Source organism: Nitrospirota bacterium (assembly GCA_015233895.1).
Classification (GTDB): domain Bacteria; phylum Nitrospirota; class Thermodesulfovibrionia; order Thermodesulfovibrionales; family Magnetobacteriaceae; genus Magnetomonas.
In genome coordinates this window covers 1-16,134 of record JADFXG010000028.1, presented here as the reverse complement: position 1 = coordinate 16,134, position 16,134 = coordinate 1, and the positions used below count along the sequence as shown (strand labels likewise).

General features: G+C 41.3%; 17 protein-coding genes. 14 read left to right on the top strand and 3 right to left on the bottom strand.

All coding sequences use genetic code 11. The features are described 5' to 3' along the window. Nucleotides 1-39 precede the first annotated feature (39 nt). The 5 genes from rimM to HQK88_13995 are packed head-to-tail and all read left to right on the top strand — an operon-like array spanning nucleotide 40 to nucleotide 3,373. On the top strand, nucleotides 40-534 hold the full coding sequence (rimM, locus tag HQK88_14015; protein ID MBF0617918.1) for a 16S rRNA processing protein RimM: 495 nt from the start codon (nucleotides 40-42) through the stop codon (nucleotides 532-534). After that, nucleotides 531-1,283, top strand: a complete 753-nt coding sequence (trmD, locus tag HQK88_14010; GenBank protein ID MBF0617917.1) for a tRNA (guanosine(37)-N1)-methyltransferase TrmD — start codon at nucleotides 531-533, stop codon at nucleotides 1,281-1,283. Before rimM ends, trmD begins: the two co-directional genes overlap by 4 nt. Beyond that, nucleotides 1,280-1,645, top strand: a complete 366-nt coding sequence (gene rplS / locus HQK88_14005) for a 50S ribosomal protein L19 (GenBank protein MBF0617916.1) — start codon at nucleotides 1,280-1,282, stop codon at nucleotides 1,643-1,645. The genes trmD and rplS overlap by 4 nt, the downstream gene beginning before the upstream one ends. Continuing rightward, nucleotides 1,645-2,274 (top strand): ribonuclease HII, encoded by a 630-nt coding sequence (locus tag HQK88_14000; protein MBF0617915.1) that lies wholly within the window; start codon nucleotides 1,645-1,647, stop codon nucleotides 2,272-2,274. The genes rplS and HQK88_14000 overlap by 1 nt, the downstream gene beginning before the upstream one ends. A 10-nt stretch (nucleotides 2,275-2,284) precedes the next feature. Next, entirely contained in the window at nucleotides 2,285-3,373 is a 1,089-nt protein-coding gene (locus HQK88_13995) for a DUF4935 domain-containing protein (GenBank protein MBF0617914.1), read from the top strand. 413 nt (nucleotides 3,374-3,786) lie between these two features. On the opposite strand, the gene HQK88_13990 is transcribed toward HQK88_13995, so the two are convergent. Both HQK88_13990 and HQK88_13985 read right to left on the bottom strand, forming a co-directional pair. Beyond that, the gene (locus tag HQK88_13990; GenBank protein ID MBF0617913.1) at nucleotides 3,787-4,197 is read right to left on the bottom strand and encodes an ATP-binding protein; all 411 of its coding nucleotides are present in this window, start codon (nucleotides 4,195-4,197) and stop codon (nucleotides 3,787-3,789) included. 14 nt (nucleotides 4,198-4,211) lie between these two features. Next, entirely contained in the window at nucleotides 4,212-4,550 is a 339-nt protein-coding gene (locus HQK88_13985; protein MBF0617912.1) for an STAS domain-containing protein, read from the bottom strand. Nucleotides 4,551-4,635: 85 nt separating this feature from the next. Between HQK88_13985 and HQK88_13980 the strand changes: the two genes are divergently transcribed. The 8 genes from HQK88_13980 (at nucleotide 4,636) to HQK88_13945 (ending at nucleotide 14,620) form a co-directional block, all read left to right on the top strand. After that, nucleotides 4,636-6,099, top strand: a complete 1,464-nt coding sequence (locus HQK88_13980; GenBank protein ID MBF0617911.1) for a cyclic nucleotide-binding domain-containing protein — start codon at nucleotides 4,636-4,638, stop codon at nucleotides 6,097-6,099. A gap of 85 nt (nucleotides 6,100-6,184) precedes the next feature. Continuing rightward, nucleotides 6,185-7,468: a TonB-dependent receptor gene (locus tag HQK88_13975; protein ID MBF0617910.1), complete on the top strand. Its 1,284-nt coding sequence runs from the start codon at nucleotides 6,185-6,187 to the stop codon at nucleotides 7,466-7,468. A 560-nt stretch (nucleotides 7,469-8,028) separates the two neighbouring features. Continuing rightward, a complete protein-coding gene (locus tag HQK88_13970) occupies nucleotides 8,029-9,528 on the top strand; it encodes a B12-binding domain-containing radical SAM protein (protein ID MBF0617909.1) in 1,500 nt (499 codons plus the stop codon). An 11-nt stretch (nucleotides 9,529-9,539) separates the two neighbouring features. Further along, the gene (locus HQK88_13965; GenBank protein MBF0617908.1) at nucleotides 9,540-10,799 is read left to right on the top strand and encodes a cobalamin-dependent protein; all 1,260 of its coding nucleotides are present in this window, start codon (nucleotides 9,540-9,542) and stop codon (nucleotides 10,797-10,799) included. Nucleotide 10,800: 1 nt separating this feature from the next. Next, nucleotides 10,801-11,814 (top strand): glycosyltransferase family 2 protein, encoded by a 1,014-nt coding sequence (locus HQK88_13960; GenBank protein MBF0617907.1) that lies wholly within the window; start codon nucleotides 10,801-10,803, stop codon nucleotides 11,812-11,814. A gap of 7 nt (nucleotides 11,815-11,821) precedes the next feature. Further along, nucleotides 11,822-12,760 (top strand): lysophospholipid acyltransferase family protein, encoded by a 939-nt coding sequence (locus HQK88_13955; protein ID MBF0617906.1) that lies wholly within the window; start codon nucleotides 11,822-11,824, stop codon nucleotides 12,758-12,760. A 117-nt stretch (nucleotides 12,761-12,877) separates the two neighbouring features. Continuing rightward, nucleotides 12,878-13,726, top strand: a complete 849-nt coding sequence (locus HQK88_13950) for a tetratricopeptide repeat protein (protein MBF0617905.1) — start codon at nucleotides 12,878-12,880, stop codon at nucleotides 13,724-13,726. Nucleotides 13,727-13,756: 30 nt separating this feature from the next. Then, complete coding sequence (locus HQK88_13945) at nucleotides 13,757-14,620, top strand: VacJ family lipoprotein (protein ID MBF0617904.1); 864 nt, start codon at nucleotides 13,757-13,759, stop codon at nucleotides 14,618-14,620. A 174-nt stretch (nucleotides 14,621-14,794) separates the two neighbouring features. Here HQK88_13945 and HQK88_13940 read toward each other — a convergent pair whose 3' ends face one another. Then, the gene (locus tag HQK88_13940; GenBank protein ID MBF0617903.1) at nucleotides 14,795-15,712 is read right to left on the bottom strand and encodes a DDE-type integrase/transposase/recombinase; all 918 of its coding nucleotides are present in this window, start codon (nucleotides 15,710-15,712) and stop codon (nucleotides 14,795-14,797) included. Nucleotides 15,713-15,799: 87 nt separating this feature from the next. Here HQK88_13940 and HQK88_13935 point away from each other — a divergent pair, with 87 nt between their 5' ends. After that, entirely contained in the window at nucleotides 15,800-16,036 is a 237-nt protein-coding gene (locus HQK88_13935; protein MBF0617902.1) for a hypothetical protein, read from the top strand. Nucleotides 16,037-16,134 lie beyond the last annotated feature (98 nt).

Below are 16,134 nucleotides of genomic sequence, written 5' to 3'. Positions count from 1 at the left end.
TTTGAGCGCTGCCCGTTGGTTTTAAAAGGGGTAATGTGTGTGGCATATGTAGAGGTTGGGAGGCTGTTAAAGCCTCATGGACTTAAAGGAGAGATGAAGGCAGTATTGGATCTGGCATTTTCTGATATGGAGACATTTTTTATTGAAAGAGCCGGTTCCGTTGAGCCAATCCGTGTGGAGTCCATAAGGGATGGAACCAACGGCGTTATAGTACAGCTAGCAGGTATAGAGACGCCGGAGCGTGCGCGTGAATTTGCCGGAGCTCTGATTAAAATTGATGAAAATAAATTGCCGGTACTTTCTGAGGGACACTACTATCACCACGAAATAATCGGCCTTGAGGTTATCTCAACAACCGGAGAGCATGTGGGCACAGTGGCAGATATTTTAGATGTTAAATCCAATGATGTGTATGTGGTAGAGGGTAATGGTAAGGAACATTTAATTCCTGCAATAGCGGACGTGATAAAGGAAATAAATCTGACAAAAGGAACCATTACGATAGAGGTAATGGAGGGATTGCTTCAGAGATGAGGTTTAATGTGCTGACAATTTTTCCCGGCCTCATAGAGTATTATGCAGGGGAAAGTATAATAAAACGGGCAATAGCTGCTGACAGGGCAGAGGTGAAAGCGGTTAACATACGGGATTTTACAACGGATAAGCATCTGTGTGTGGATGATTATCCGTTTGGCGGAGGTCCTGGAATGGTACTAAAAGTGCAGCCCATATATGACGCTCTGATGAGTCTCAGGGCAGAGGCTGCACATGGTGAGGCAACGCAAGGCCATGTAGTGCTTTTGTCACCGGGAGGGAGAGTTTTTACACAAAGTGTGGCAGAGGAGTTATCCGCTTCAGGAAAAACTCTGACTTTGATTTGCGGGCGGTATGAGGGCGTGGATGAGCGTGTGGTGGAGTTTGTTGATGAGGAAATGTCCATTGGCGACTATGTACTGACTGGCGGGGAGTTAGCCGCATTGGTTATAATAGACGCTGTGTGCAGGCTGTTACCGGGGGTGTTGGGTGATGAGCGCTCAAAGGAGGAGGAATCCTTTACAAGCGGGCTCCTTGACTACCCACACTATACACGGCCTGCAGAGTTTATGGGAATGAAAGTGCCTGAGGTGTTAATTGGCGGTAATCACAGGCTTATCCAGAATTGGCGGCAGAGGGAATCGTTAAGAAAGACCCTTTTACATAAACCAGATATGGTAAATTATGCTGAATTAACAGAAGCAGACAGAGAGATTATAGAACAACTTAAGGAGGAGATACACAGATGAATTTTTTATCGGCACTTGAGGAGACGCACAAAAAAGGTGACATACCTGTTTTCAATATAGGGGACACGGTCAGAGTGCATGTGCGAGTGGTGGAGGGTGACAAGGAGCGGGTGCAGCCATATGAGGGGGTTGTGATAGCGCGGCATGGTGGCGGCGTGAGGGAGACCTTCACGGTGCGCAAGGTATCGTTTGGAGTCGGCGTGGAGAGGATATTTCCACTGCATTCACCTATAGTAAAACTAATCGAGGTCATGAGACGAGGAGACGTAAGACAAGCAAAGCTCTACTATCTAAGATCAAAGAAAGGCAAAGACGCAAAAATCAAGGAAAAGGGACGGGATCAGCAGCATAAAGCGAGTTGATGTTAAGCCTGTTTAACTTCGACAGGGAATATATTATAAAGGGACATACCCTGATAGGCGGGATAGATGAAGCGGGGCGGGGGCCGCTTGCGGGCCCTGTTGTTGCAGCCTGTGTGATATTGCCCTCTGATTTTTATATTGATGGCTTAAACGACTCCAAAAAGCTGACCGAAGCTGCCAGAAATCGGATATTTAAGGAATTGCTTTACAACAAGGCGGTTGGTATTGGAGTAGGCATGGCAACAAACGAGGAGATTGACAGCGTAAACATATTAAATGCCACGCGTGCGGCTATGAAAAGAGCGGTTGCGGATGTCCCGGTAAGGCCGCAGTTGCTTTTAATAGATGCAGTAAAGCTTAAAGACATTGACATTAAACAGGTATCAATCATAAAAGGTGATGAAAAGAGCGCTTCAATTGCCTCAGCCTCGGTAGTTGCAAAGGTCGTGAGAGATTCAATTATGAGAGGCTATCATAAGACATATCCACAGTATGGCTTTATACGGCATAAGGGCTATGGAACAAAAGAGCACATGGCTAATATCAAGGAGCACGGCCCGTGCGAAATCCACCGCATGACTTTTGCCCCTGTTGCAGCACTTAAAGAAAAGATACTGTTTGCGCAGTAAAACAAATCCAATGGATAACCAAGTTCAAGATAAAATCAATAAAAATATTTGTGTAGTAATTGATACTAATATTTGGTTTAGTGATAAAATGTTAATGAGTAACAGCGGATGCACTCTAAAATATCATTTATCGAGAATTATTGGAGCTAAAATAGGACTGCCTGAGGTTATTGAATATGAAATCGAAAAGAATATAGTTAAATACGGAGCAGAAAAGATAGAAGAGATAAGGGAAAATATGAGGTATATTCAAATGATTACAGGTAGTATCCCTGAACTATCATTACCAACTGAGGATGATTTTAAGAAATCAGTAGATAAACAATTTAGCGTTCTAGAACAAAAGCAACTGTTATATAGAATTCCATTTACGATCTCTCACGCAAAAAACGCTCTCAGGCGAGTTGTAGATGAAACGCCTCCCAACGGTAAAGAGAACCAACAATATAAGGATTCAGCAATATGGGAGGCAATACTATGTATATCAGAGGAAAACGACGTTCATTTTATAACAAGCGATAAAGCATTTTATAAAAGCCGTTCATATAAAGAGGGTTTACATAAATCCCTGAAAGATAATTTGAAAGAAGGTAAAAACGTCATTATTCATGAAAATATAGACTCATGCCTTCCAGAATTAAAAAAATTATTACCTCCTATAGATTATCCAATAATGAGAGATAAAATAAATAAAGAAATAGATTCTAAGATTAGAGGTGATCTGAATATAGTTAAAGCAAATAAAGATATAGAGTTTATCTTATCTACACTAGAGAACCATGTATTTGAAACATTTGTCACTGAAAACAGTGAAATATTATTCATTTCTTTTAATTTCACTTATAAAGTAACTCCGGTTGACGAAACACTTAGCATTTCAAACGCTACTTTATTAACAATAGGTGATTGTTTCTATAATCATAAAACGGCTGAAATTTCGTATGTCCAGGTACATCGTTATGAATATAAATGGTATGACTCTAATGGTGAACAGACAATATTTCCATCGAATTATTTTGGTATAAATGTGACTATGGGGCAGAGAACTTTACCATATGAAGTGAGAACGGAGCTTGACAAATATCAAAAAACTGATTAGGGTATCGGGTTTATATTGTGATAAAATTACTGTTATTCATGACAACAAACTTTATCTGCTGACCGATTGAGGGCTTATACATAGTTCCATTGTAAGAATAATAAAGGAGGAGATTACGACGTCGCTACCGCTCCTCGTAATGACGGATAGAAAGGCACTACCCACGCCGTCATTGCGAGCGCAGCGTAGCAATCTCCTCATTTTTCTGTAACTTAATTTTTTCTTTGACCGCAACTCAGTATTAATATTTTTTTAGAATGAATACTCTGTCAGTAAAAATGTGCACTGTACAGCAATATTAGTTTACAATGCTAAAGGGATAAACAATAACTCCCGCCGTGAAAATATGATTCAAAACAAAACACTCCAATGAGTTCATCAGAAGCTCCGTTCGCAAAAAAAAATGAACAGATTTACGTTTTATAAACTATCAGAGTGAGAACATTTTTGCTGCCGTCAACTCTTTGATAGTTAACCTCATCAACAAGTTGTTTTACAAAGAAAATGCCGAGGCCGCCTATTTTTCTTTCCATAAGTGGCACATCAATGTCAGGGTCCTCTGCCTCAAGGGCATTGAAAGGAATGCCGGAATCAATTATTTCAATGACAAATTTGCTACCCTCCTCAGACGTACAAATTACTGAAATATCACCATCCTGCTCCTCATACGCATAGTTTATGACGTTAACCACAATCTCTTCACAGGCAAGCTCAATGTCTCCAATCTTATCATCAACTATGCCAAACTCCCTTGCTGCCCCGGCTATCTGTTCCATAATCTCATGGAGGTTTTCCATCTTAGCCGGCAGCTTTATTTCAGTCATTATTGCCACCAGTGTTACAACTCTCTCACTGCTTCATCCATAGAGCTGCAAATTTTCAGCACAGTAGTCATGCCGGACATTTTCAGCACCTTTAAAACCTGCTCAGTGGGCTCAATAAAGGCAAGTTTGCCTTCACACTTTTTAATCTCTTTTGCAACGGCAATAAAACTCCTTAACCCTGCACTGCTTACGTACTCAAGCTCTTTAAGAGAAACCACTACTTTGCCGGGATTTTGGCTTAATACCTCTTTCATCTTCTCGTCGAAAACGGATGTATTCGATGCGTCCATACGGCCAATTATAGAAACCACATCCAACCCGTTATTTTTATCAGCTTTTACCTCCACGGCCATTATACCCCCTGTTTTTTTATATTTACTTAAAATGTTATTATAACAAGTCATTTGAATTAAATACCACAGTACGGGAGGTTTTCTGATGGACAAAAGTAATTTTAGTTATTTAATGAGACGTTTGTACGAGGAGATAAAAGCTGCGGATGTGGATGAGGCATATGAGACGTTTATGCTTATCATGGATTTGGTATTTATAGATAAAAACGTTCCACGGTTTTTTCAGGAATTGCTGGATAAAAACGCTCTCAGGATGTTTGATGACATATCGCTTGTCAAATTCAACGCTAAGGATGTAATAAGCAAAGAGGGCGACCGTGACGATTCTATGTTTATAATAGTAAGTGGCACGGTGCGTATATCCAAAAAGAAGGTTAAAGCAAAGGGCCCTCTGATTCCTATGCCGCCCGTATTGCTGAATCATCTGATAACCTCTATGATTTCCGGAAGCTCTAAGACACTTTCTTCTCTTTCAGTCGGAGATTTTTTTGGCGAGTCGGCGTTGTTTTCAGCAAAGCCCATGGCAGTAAGCGCCATTGCCGAAACCGATGTGGAGGTTATGGTGATAACCGGTAAATCGCTCCAAAAAGCGATGAGTGTTAAGCCTAATCTGCGCTCTCTGCTTAGAGAGTATTATGTTTCACGGCTTGATTCCATGCTGGAGTCTCTGCAAAAAGAACAGAGTATGGTTCAGGCCTGTGCTTTTGGGACACTTTTGGGAACAGTTATGCCTGATGAGAGCAACTATTCGGATAGTTCTATGATTATGAGTGCTGATTCGGGGACAGGCGAGTCCAGACAGGTGGTGGAGGCAAGTTTCTCTCTTAAATCCAGGTCCGGGGTAGAAGTTGGCCTTGATAAAGTGAAAGCCCTCTACGCAGCAAATCGAAAGGGAGATGCCGCACTTTTGTATCTGAGATTGTACAGTCTGTTTTTTAAAGATTTTACTGCAGTTGCCACAGAAGCGTTTACCAATAAAGTGTTGAATAATCCTAAGGTTAAAAACATAAAGTTGCTTTCTGATGTTTTGGATAAAGTGCAAACCATAATAATACCTGCTGCAATACACACTGAGCTTGAGGTTGTTGATGAACAGGATTACCACGGAAATTTCCTTGCCTTATTTAATGATTTGCTTAAGAGGAAACTCGATAAGGCTAAGCAGTTAAACTTTAAGCAAGACCAGATAATTGTAAAGTATGGGGATAAGTCAGACTCTATATACGTGGTCAGAAGTGGCTCAGTTAAGGTTTATCCTCTCGGAGTGATGCCTGAAGGTGGAGAGGATGAGAGTAAGGTCATTGAAATAGGTAAGGGAGAAATATTTGGTGAATTTGCTTTTTTCACTAAAAAAACCCGCACTGCTACTGTAATTGCCGCCGAGGATACATCCATTTATGAGTTAAAGAGGCCACTTGTTACGGAAATTGTGAAAGAATACCCTGAAGTTCTGGAATTCTTTAAGAAAACGTACCAGTCCGGAATCAATAACCTGATTAAAGAGGCAGATGCCATTAAGGCATATTACCAAAATGATCTGGCTTCTTAATTAAGAACTTAAGAAGTATAAGGGCTAAGCTATGGGTTTTTTTCAGCACTCCTTTATGGAAAGGAGAAGAAAATGGGAGGTTCCTATGAGAAAAAAAATTTTTAGGATGTTAATTATGTTGGCACTTATGGTTTTTAGTGTTTCAACACTGTCCTATGCCACAAACGGTGATAATCTGATAGGCGTAGGCAGCGGTTCGAGAGAGATGGGTGGAACAGGCATTGCGGCTCCTCAGGATGCTGTTGGCGCTATCTCTGGCAACCCTGCGGCAGTAGGGGACTGCGGAAAGGTTACACTTGATTTGATGGGAACGCTATTTATACCCACTGTAACCAATAAGGTTACGGTTGGCAGCGCTTCTTATAACGCAGACAGTGCAAGTAAGGTCTATCCTATACCTTCTTTTGCGGTTACGATTCCTGTTTCTACGCAGTTGAAGTTTGGGCTTGCGGCTTATGGAGTCAGTGGACTGGGCGTGGACTATGGTGGCACTAATGTGGATAATTCAAGATATTACGATTTCTCAGCCATGTATCATCGTCCTGCCGGAAGCATAGTGTATCCACTACAGTCGGGTACATATACCAACATTAGCACTATGCAGATAGCACCTTTCGTAAGGTACAAGTTTGACGATCAGTTCTCTTTAGGCATAGCTGCCAGAGTGAATTATTCGATACTGGACTTAGGCAGCGGTAAAGTAGATGAATTTGGTTTAGGCGGAAGAATAGGCTTGCTTTATAAGCCTGTGGATAGTGTATCTTTAGGGTTAACTTATGCTACACCGATACCGATAACTTACAAAAGTGTAACAGATCTTGACGGTGATGGTGTAAAAGATGATCTTAAGCTTTCGCAGCCGCAAGAGATTGGCTTTGGTATAGCGGTATCACCGGTTAAGGACAAACTGCTGCTTGAGGCCGATCTTAAATGGGTAAACTGGGCAAACGCAGATGGTTTCAAGGACTTTGACTGGAGCAACCAGTTGGTACTGGGTGTTGGCTTACAGTATAAACCAATTAAGCAATTAGCTCTGAGAGCAGGATACAACTATGGTAAGAATCCTGTTAATAACCACAGTAATTTTAACGGTTCAAGTACCAGCATGACAACCATTCAGGGAAAAACCATGCCTACGTATTACTATGAGTCATTCAGGATTACCGGTTTTCCAGGCATTGTCGAACATCATCTGACCGGAGGCATTCAATACACAATAAACGACAACGTTGGAATAAATGCCGGTTACATGCACGCATTTAAAAATACTATAACAGAAAACGGCACTAATATGATGGGTACTGCCGTATCTTTTGAGTCCTCATTATCAGAGGATTCAGTAGAATTAGGTGTTACGGTTAAGTTTTAGCATTAAGGACTTACGTGAATTTATGGTGAACACTATATAAAACATAAGAGACAGTGGGTAGTGGACGCCTCCTCCCCAGGATGCGCCCACACCGCTGTCTCTCTATATCGCCTCAAATCCTCTTCTAAAAGCTAAACGCCCAACACTTCATCTCCATTTTAAGTGCCTAACATGCCACACCGCTCCGTCTCCAAAACGGATAGTGTTCAATCTTTGCATATTGCAATTAGTGTACCAATTTAGAAGTTAAACTTTTTGGGGAAACTGTAATTACCGGGATTTAACATAAGTTTTCAATATCAATAGTTTTTATGGAACTGTATTTTATGAAAACTAAGGACTGACTATTTGTTTTTTGTGACAAGTATGAAAAAATTTGCACAATAAATGTGCAATAATTTTCATATATGCAGAATTTTGCACAGTGCTGGTGCTGTAATCAAAACGTAATGCCTCACCATTACTTGCACGGATTTGGGATAAATTTCTTTCTTTTATACTAATTATGTTATCATAATGTTTGGAGTTAAAAGCAAAAAACTAGGAGTTGCTTAGATAAAATGAAAATAACGCTTATTTCCCCGTATCCGGACATAACCGTTTTTGGTTTGCGGACAATTTCAGCTTGTCTGAAAGAGAAAGGTTATGAATCTCATATAGTATTTCTGCCTGACCCCTACGGCGATAACATCATCCATGGCAAGGACAGGTACGGGCAGTTTGTGATGGATGAGCTTGTGGAACTCTGTAAGGATTCTGATTTCATAGGCGTCACTCTTATGACAAACTTTTTTGACGGAGCGGTACAGATAACCCGTAATCTTAAAAAATCTCTTAAAGTGCCTGTTATCTGGGGAGGCGTTCACCCCACAATAAGGCCTGAGGAATCGCTGGAGTTTGCCGATTATGTGTGTGTTGGTGAGGGCGAGGACGTTGCCGTTACCTTTGCCGATAAACTAAATGCAGGAATTGACCAGGCTGATACTCCGGGCCTCTGGTGCCTCAGAAACGGAGCCGTTATAAAAAATCCTGTTGGTATACTTGATAAAAATCTTGATAAATATCCACGCCCCGACTACAGTTTTACAGACCATTATGTTTTATTTGATGGCCACATCCAACCGCTGACCAATGAGCTGATGAAAGAGTTTCTTGAAAAGGGTACTGTTTCAACCTATCTTAAAAAAATCGGCTATCAAACTATGACAGGGCGCGGCTGTCCTCATAAGTGCACATACTGTATCAATGACACGATTAAAGACCTCTATAGCGGTAAAGGTTATTTGAGATGGCGTTCAACTGAACACGTGATTAACGAGCTCCTGTGGGTCAAAGAAAATATGCCCTACATCGGCTATGTATGGATATCTGATGACTCGTTCTTTGGCAGGGGGCTAAAGAATATCGCTGAGTTTTGTAAAAGCTATAAAGAACAGATAGGGCTGCCATTTACCTGTCTGGCAAGTCCGCTTACGATAACAGAAGAGAAAATGGAACTCCTCGTTGACGCAGGCCTTATGTACGTACAGATGGGAATAGAGAGCGGAAGCGCTAAAATCCAGGAGATTTTTAACAGAAAAGCGATGTCTAACGAAAGAATGATGGCAGCCATTAAAATCATCAATAAGTACAAAGACAGAATGAGTCCACCCTCTTACGATTTCATCCTTGACGTCCCATACGAAACCGATGAGGATAAAATAGAAAGCCTTGAGTTTGTATCCAAAATTCCAAAACCGTTTCATTTGCAGCCATTCTCGCTGGTCCTTTACCCGGAAACAAAACTCTACCAGAAAGCTAAAGAGGATGGCTATATAACAGACGAAAAACGTGACATTTACTCTAAAACATATACCATGAGGGACCCTAACTACTTTAACTTACTAATATCACTGTCAAAAGACGGAAAACTGCCCGGTTCGTTGCTTAGATTACTAATAAAACCCAAAATCGTTAAAATGATGATGAGCGACAGGTCAAAGCCCATTGTAAAAAACGTCTATCATATACTACAGAGGACTAAACAGTTGGTCAGACAGATTGCTGAGGGAAAGCCATAAAAATTCTCCTTGTGCAGTCTTATCTGGGAGGTACCGAGCAAATCGTCTTTCCTTTGGGGCTAAGCTGCCTGAAATCAGCCATTACCGGACATGAGGCCAGTGTCATTGACCTTAACCTCCACAAAGAGCCTTTTAAAGCGCTTAGAGAACACATCAAAGCAGTAAGGCCGGACATTATCGGCATTTCTCTGAGAAATATTGATTCAACAAACAAGCGCAATGTTGTTTTTTACTATGAACACCTTGCCGAGACAGTGAAAACCATTAAAGCCCACTCTCAGGGGAAAATAATCATTGGCGGCTCCGGGTTTTCCATGTTTGCGCGGGAAATAATGGAGGATCAAAGGGATATTGATTTGGGTGTGTTTCTTGAAGGAGAGAGGACATTTCCACTGCTTTTGGAAAATCTGTCAACTCCTGAGAAAGTGCCCTCGGTGTTTTATAGAAAAAACGGTGAAGTCGTATTTAGCGGCCCGGGCGGCCAGGTTGATGTAAGTTATACAGGCATTCCTGACAGAGCTGATATGTCTGTTGATAAATACAAGACTACGCGCGACAGCATCGGAGTGGAAACAAAGCGTGGGTGTGGCCTTAACTGTATATACTGTATATATGGGTTTCTAAACGGCAAAAAGCTTCGCCTTAAAGATCCGGTCAGGGTTGTTGATGAAATAGAGAACCTTGTTAATGTCCACGGAGTAAAAAATTTTACGTTTGTTGACTCGGTGTTTAATGTACCCCAAAAACACGCTGAGGACATCTGCAGAGAATTAGCCAAAAGAGCGCTCGGTGTGCAGTGGTCGGCATGGTTTAGTGAAAAAAACCTTACACGGGACTTTGTAAACTTAGCTCTTGACGCAGGCTGTAAAAATATAATTTTGTCACCGGACGGCTTTTCTGACAGTGTTTTAAAAAACCTTGGTAAAAACATAACCAAACGGGACATCCTTGACTCTTTTGATCTTCTAAGACACATGGATGGTTTTGAGGTAAGTTACAACTTTTTTAAAAATCCTCCCGGACAGGATTTTTCTGGTTTTCTAGCATTGATGCGTTTTTACCTTACAGCAAAAGCACAGATGGGCAGCCGCGTACATTTTGAATTTAACTCGATGCGCATAGAGCCGCACACACAACTATTTGACATAGCGCGCAGGGAGGGTCTTGTCAAAGAGGGTGATAATCTACTCTACCCAAAGTACTATACAAACCCAAAGACCAGATACATAGAAAGTGTTTTCAACGGTCTGTTGCGATTAAAAGGAATGTGATATGGAAAGAGTCAATAACATGGCATCACATCAGCAGTACCAATCGGTGTGCGCTGTGGTGGTTACTTATAACAGAAAAGCGCTGCTTTTAGAGTGCCTTGACGGGATAAAAAACCAAACAGTGTCGGTTGAGGCAATCTATCTTGTTGATAACGCATCAAGTGACGGCACACCTGAGGCGTTGCTTGAGGCAGGGCTGATAGCGGAGCTCCCGCAACAGGGTCTGAATGATTCTGCAATTTACACGTATAAGCCGGAAAACCTTGGCGGCATAACGTTATACTATATCAGGATGAACACCAACACGGGAGGCGCCGGAGGTTTTCATGAGGGGTTAAAGAGAGCCTATGACAATCCGCATTCGTGGTTTTGGCTTATGGATGATGATGTTGAGCCGCTTCCTGTAGCGCTCAGCACACAGCTTTCTTTTTCTTATGCCGGTAAGTGCATAATGCCCGGGAAAAAATTTCCAGATGGCACAGTATTCCCTGATGACAGCCACTTTTGTCTTACCACAGGGAGGATGACTCCGGTCTTAGGCAAGGAGTTTTCACAGGCTGAGGCATTTTCCTGTAAAAACTATGGCACCTTTGAGGGAATGCTGATAAGCCGTGAGGTGGTTGAAAGGGTGGGTTTCCCTGACACACGGTTTTTCTATATCGGTGATGATTTTGTCTATGGCGCTATGGCTTCACTTTATACCAATGTGCTGATGCTTAAGGAGCCGATTTTTCTTAAAAAACTCAAAAGAGCAGACCCGAAAACAGTGATGGGAAAAGAAAGTGTGCGTCTTAAGGAGATGGAAATATACTACGGCACTAGAAACCGGTTTCTGATATTTGAGTACTTAAAAAAACTCGGCACATTCTCTTTTTTTGTGGCTTATGTTTCGGTGCTTACAGGGGTTTTGCGCTCAACTATTGGGATAGTGTTTATTGACAGAAGCCCAAAAAAATTGTATCTGCTGTATAAAGGTTTATTAGATGGAATGTTAAAGAGATTTACCGGTAAGTGACAAGGCTATGGTAACACAGGAAAGCATATACAGGGATATTTTAAGGCTTCTTGTTTGGTACCCTTTCAGGTGGTTTATAGAAAAATCCACAGTTGAAGCCGGCATACAGGCGTTGAAAAAAATGGGGCAGCTTCATTTTACACTTGCACGTGGCGGCCATTGCGCACTTATGAAAAATATATCGAAAGTTAAAGAGTGCTCAACGGAGGAAAAGTACGAAATTATAAAACAATACTATGAAAACCACTACGTGGACAGGTTGTTGATATTTATTTTTCCAAGGTTTGGCAAAAAGGAAATAGATAAACTTATAGAATTTGAGGGGCTTAACAATCTTGATGAAGCGCTTGCAAAAGGGCGTGGCGTTGTGTTGATTCACGGGCATTTTGGACCAGTGCATCTGCCGCTTGTGGCACTCTCACGCATGGGTTATCATTTAAAGCAAATCGGGCTTCCCTCTGATGAGGGGCTCAGTTGGACAGGCAAAAACGTAGCTTTCCGGCTGAGGATGAAGTACGAACGTCTGATACCGGCTGAAATAATTAATGCTGAATCCTTTCTCAGGCCGGCTTTCAAATGGCTCAAAGAAAATGGCATAATCATGATTACCGGAGACGGCAGCGGCACAACTAAACATGTCGGCAAGCACGAGGTTTTCGATTTCCTGGGGCAACAGGTTTCTATTCCCCTGGGGCCGGCCACACTGGCACTTAAAACCGGAGCATCCCTTAATCCTCTTTTCATAGAGCCCGGCGCCAAAAAAGCATATAAAATCACCATAGGGCCTGCTATAAATCAAAATGGCGAGAACACACCCACCGCTCATGCACAAAAATTCCTGCAACTGTATGAGAAGCGCATACGCAAGTTTCCCGGTTTTATGCACTTTCTTGACCGTTTTGAGGAAAACCGTATGATTATTGCAAAACATGAACATCAGAAGTAGATAAACCCACACTAAACCATTGACAATTCTGCTGCACAAAGCGTATCTTAACTGTGTGGCGGTGGCGTGGCAGTGGCGGTACATAAATGAAATTGCAATATATAAAGGAGAGACCAAATGAGTGATTCAAATGACGAATTATCAGCTCAGAACCCGGAAGAGAATAAGGGGGAACAAACTGAAGGAAAAGGGATTCCTGCTGTAGGAATTATATTATCTGCAGTGATAATAGCCGTAATTGCTTACTTTTACCTTTCTCCAAAAGGTAACGACTACAATGAGTTGATGAACAAGGCAGCAACTTTTACCGCTCAAAAACAGTATCAGGAGGCAATCAACGCCTATAGTCTTGCGATTGAAAAAAGACCCAAAACTGCAGATGCCTACTTAGGCCGCGGAACTGCCTACGGAGAGCTTGGTAAACCTGAGGAGACCTTAAAGGATATGAATAAGGCTATTGAGTTATCCCCTAAAAACGTTGAAGCATACATCAACCGTGGTATAGCAGCAGCAAAGACTGGTAACAACGAGGTCGCCATAAATGACTTTAACAGGGCAATAGAATTAAATCCCAAAATGGCTTACGCCTATTCTGCCAGAGGGCTTTCCTACTACATTTTAGGCAATTTTACCGATGCAATTGCAGATTTCAAAAAAGCTATAGAAATCAATCCTAATGATAAAATGACATATCCGCTTTTAGGTGTTGCATATCTGAAAAATAAAAATTATGAGGAATCAATACCAGTTTTTGAAAAAACTCTGGAAATAACCCCCAACGATCCCTCAGTCTTATATAACCTTGCGTGTGCATATGCTGTAACTAAGAGGACAGAGAAGGCCTGTGAATTTCTCAAAAGCAGTATTGACAAAGGCTATAAAGAATATAATAACATTAAAAGTGACACTGATTTGATAAATATCAGGGATCTTAAATGTTATAACGATTTGATTGCTGGTAAGTAAACTTCCATGTCACTGATAAGGGGTTAAAGCATGCACATATTTGGCCGCAGAGTCTGTGTTTTAATATTTGTGATGCTGTTTTTTTGTGCGATTCCACTAACCGCAGCTGAAGATAATGATTCCGCAATAATAACTGCAAACACAGAGGCTCAGCCGTCTGTTTTGTCAGTAGATGCCAGTGATAATGCAACTGTAAGTGATAATTCTACAAAACAGCCGGATACGCTTTCGCAAAACGATGTACATTCTGATGAAAAACCACTGGCCGGCGATGAGAAAACCGCCGATTTAGAAATAGCCGATCCGCTTGAGCCATTAAACCGTGTGGTGTTTGGATTTAATGACATCCTCTATACCGTTGTTTTAAGACCTTTTACAGGCATCTATAACGTTGTTGTTGCCGAGGACGTGCGTGATGCGCTGGATAATTTTTTTTACAATCTCTTTATGCCGGTACGGTTTGTAAATGCACTCCTGCAGCTGAAGCTTGAGGATGCTGGCAAGGAACTATTACGTTTTGGTATAAACAGCACAATGGGAATAGGAGGTTTAGCAGACTTTGCCTCAAGCGACTTTAATTTGAAGAGAAACAATAAAGATACTGGGCAAACCCTGGCCTACTACGGCTTTGGCCACGGGTTTTACATAGTCTGGCCGTTTTTAGGGCCTATGTCTTTAAGAGATTCCATTGGCTATGCCGGTGATATGTATCTAAAGCCAATAAATTACGTAGGCAGCCTTAATAAATCGTTAGAATTGACTGCCTACAGATATACTAACAACCTGTCACTTAACAGAGACGACTATCAGACATTGAAAGAATCCGCAGTTGACCCATACCTGTCCCTAAGAGATGCTTACATCCAGTACAGAGCTTTTCAGGATAAAAAGTAAGCGTACTATTAAAAACAAAGTAAAGCGCTTGTATATCAAAAGTATTTTAGAAGACTGGCTGGAGCGGTATTTAAGTTTTTATTTTTTGATATTGGAATGACAAACCTTCATACCGTGCGTGTTGCCTCAATAGAAAATCTATACGAAAGTATAATCATTGCCTCATAGTATAATCTATCTGTAAGCATTAGTATTAGAACCCGAGTCTTTGGTATTAGTCAAGCTTTTGCTTTTGGTCAGATTTTTATTTTTATGGACTTCTTCCTTCAAGAAAGTGAGTTCCTGAAGCTTTTCCTGTAGGCGTATAATATTTCTTTTCAGCTTAGCCGGATTTAGTAAGGCATATTGATTTTGGAGTCTGTCCTTATTCTCTTGTGGCACATGAGGTGACATTAAGACTCTTTGATAAGGAGTTATAGGCTTATCGTACTTTTTAGTTATTTTAGATCCTGTTCTTGTTTTTTCAGTCAATTTCATTACTGGTTGAAAGAAGTTTGTGTAGAGTCTTAAATACCCGTAAAGCTCATTTAACACATCAAGCTCCTTAGCGGTGTCATATCTAAGATACCCCACTGCGCGTCTTACCACTGAGTAATTTTTCTGCTCAACAAAACAGTTATCGTTTTTACGGCCACTTCGTGCTCTTGTAAATGTTATTCTCTGTTCTTCGCAATACCTCAGAAGATGGCTGTTTATAAACTCACTCCCATTATCTGAGTCTATTACAACAAGATTAAAGGGCAAACGACCTCTTATCTCTTTTAACGCTGCAAATACCCATTTCTCTGCCTTGTTTCTTACAGCTTGCGTATCTGTCCAACCTGTGCATACATCTGTTACATCGAGGGTTTGAATAAACTCTCCTTGCGAGTTTCCGCCCTCGTGCCCTACTAGGTCTATCTCTGTAAAGCCGGGTCTCTTTTTATCCCACTGCGAAAAGGTCTTTACTGGTATTTGACTTTTTAACAACGTCCCCGGTTTAGTATGGGATTTGCCCTTCAAATTGTACTTCTTTCTCTCATTGGATAATAGCCTGTCTATTGTTGCTGGGCTTATCCGGTAGAGTTTTTCCCTTGTAGTATCCCCTATCACTATCTCTTTGTCCCTCTCCCTTAGCCCCCATAAGCGCTCAAATAAGATATTAGATAAATAGAGGCATATCATGATACAATATACAGTATGGAGGCAAAAATAATACAAGATGAATGGGAAATACTTAAGAGGTTCTTACCTAAAGACTGGGAAGCAAAGGCTACTGGTTTAGGTGCATTAACACGTAAGCGAAAAATAACAAATGCAAGCACTTTGCTTAGACTATTGTTAATTCATTTTGCAGACGGCAAATCTCTGCGTACAACAACAGCCTATGCGGAGGAAGTCAATCTATGCAGCATTACTTTTTCTTATTGTACTTAACCGGCCTTTCACTAATTCATTATCCTCAGGACTGCGCAGCCATACATCCCAGTCACCAATCTCTCCTTCATTTAAACTACGCAGCTTTTCTAATACAG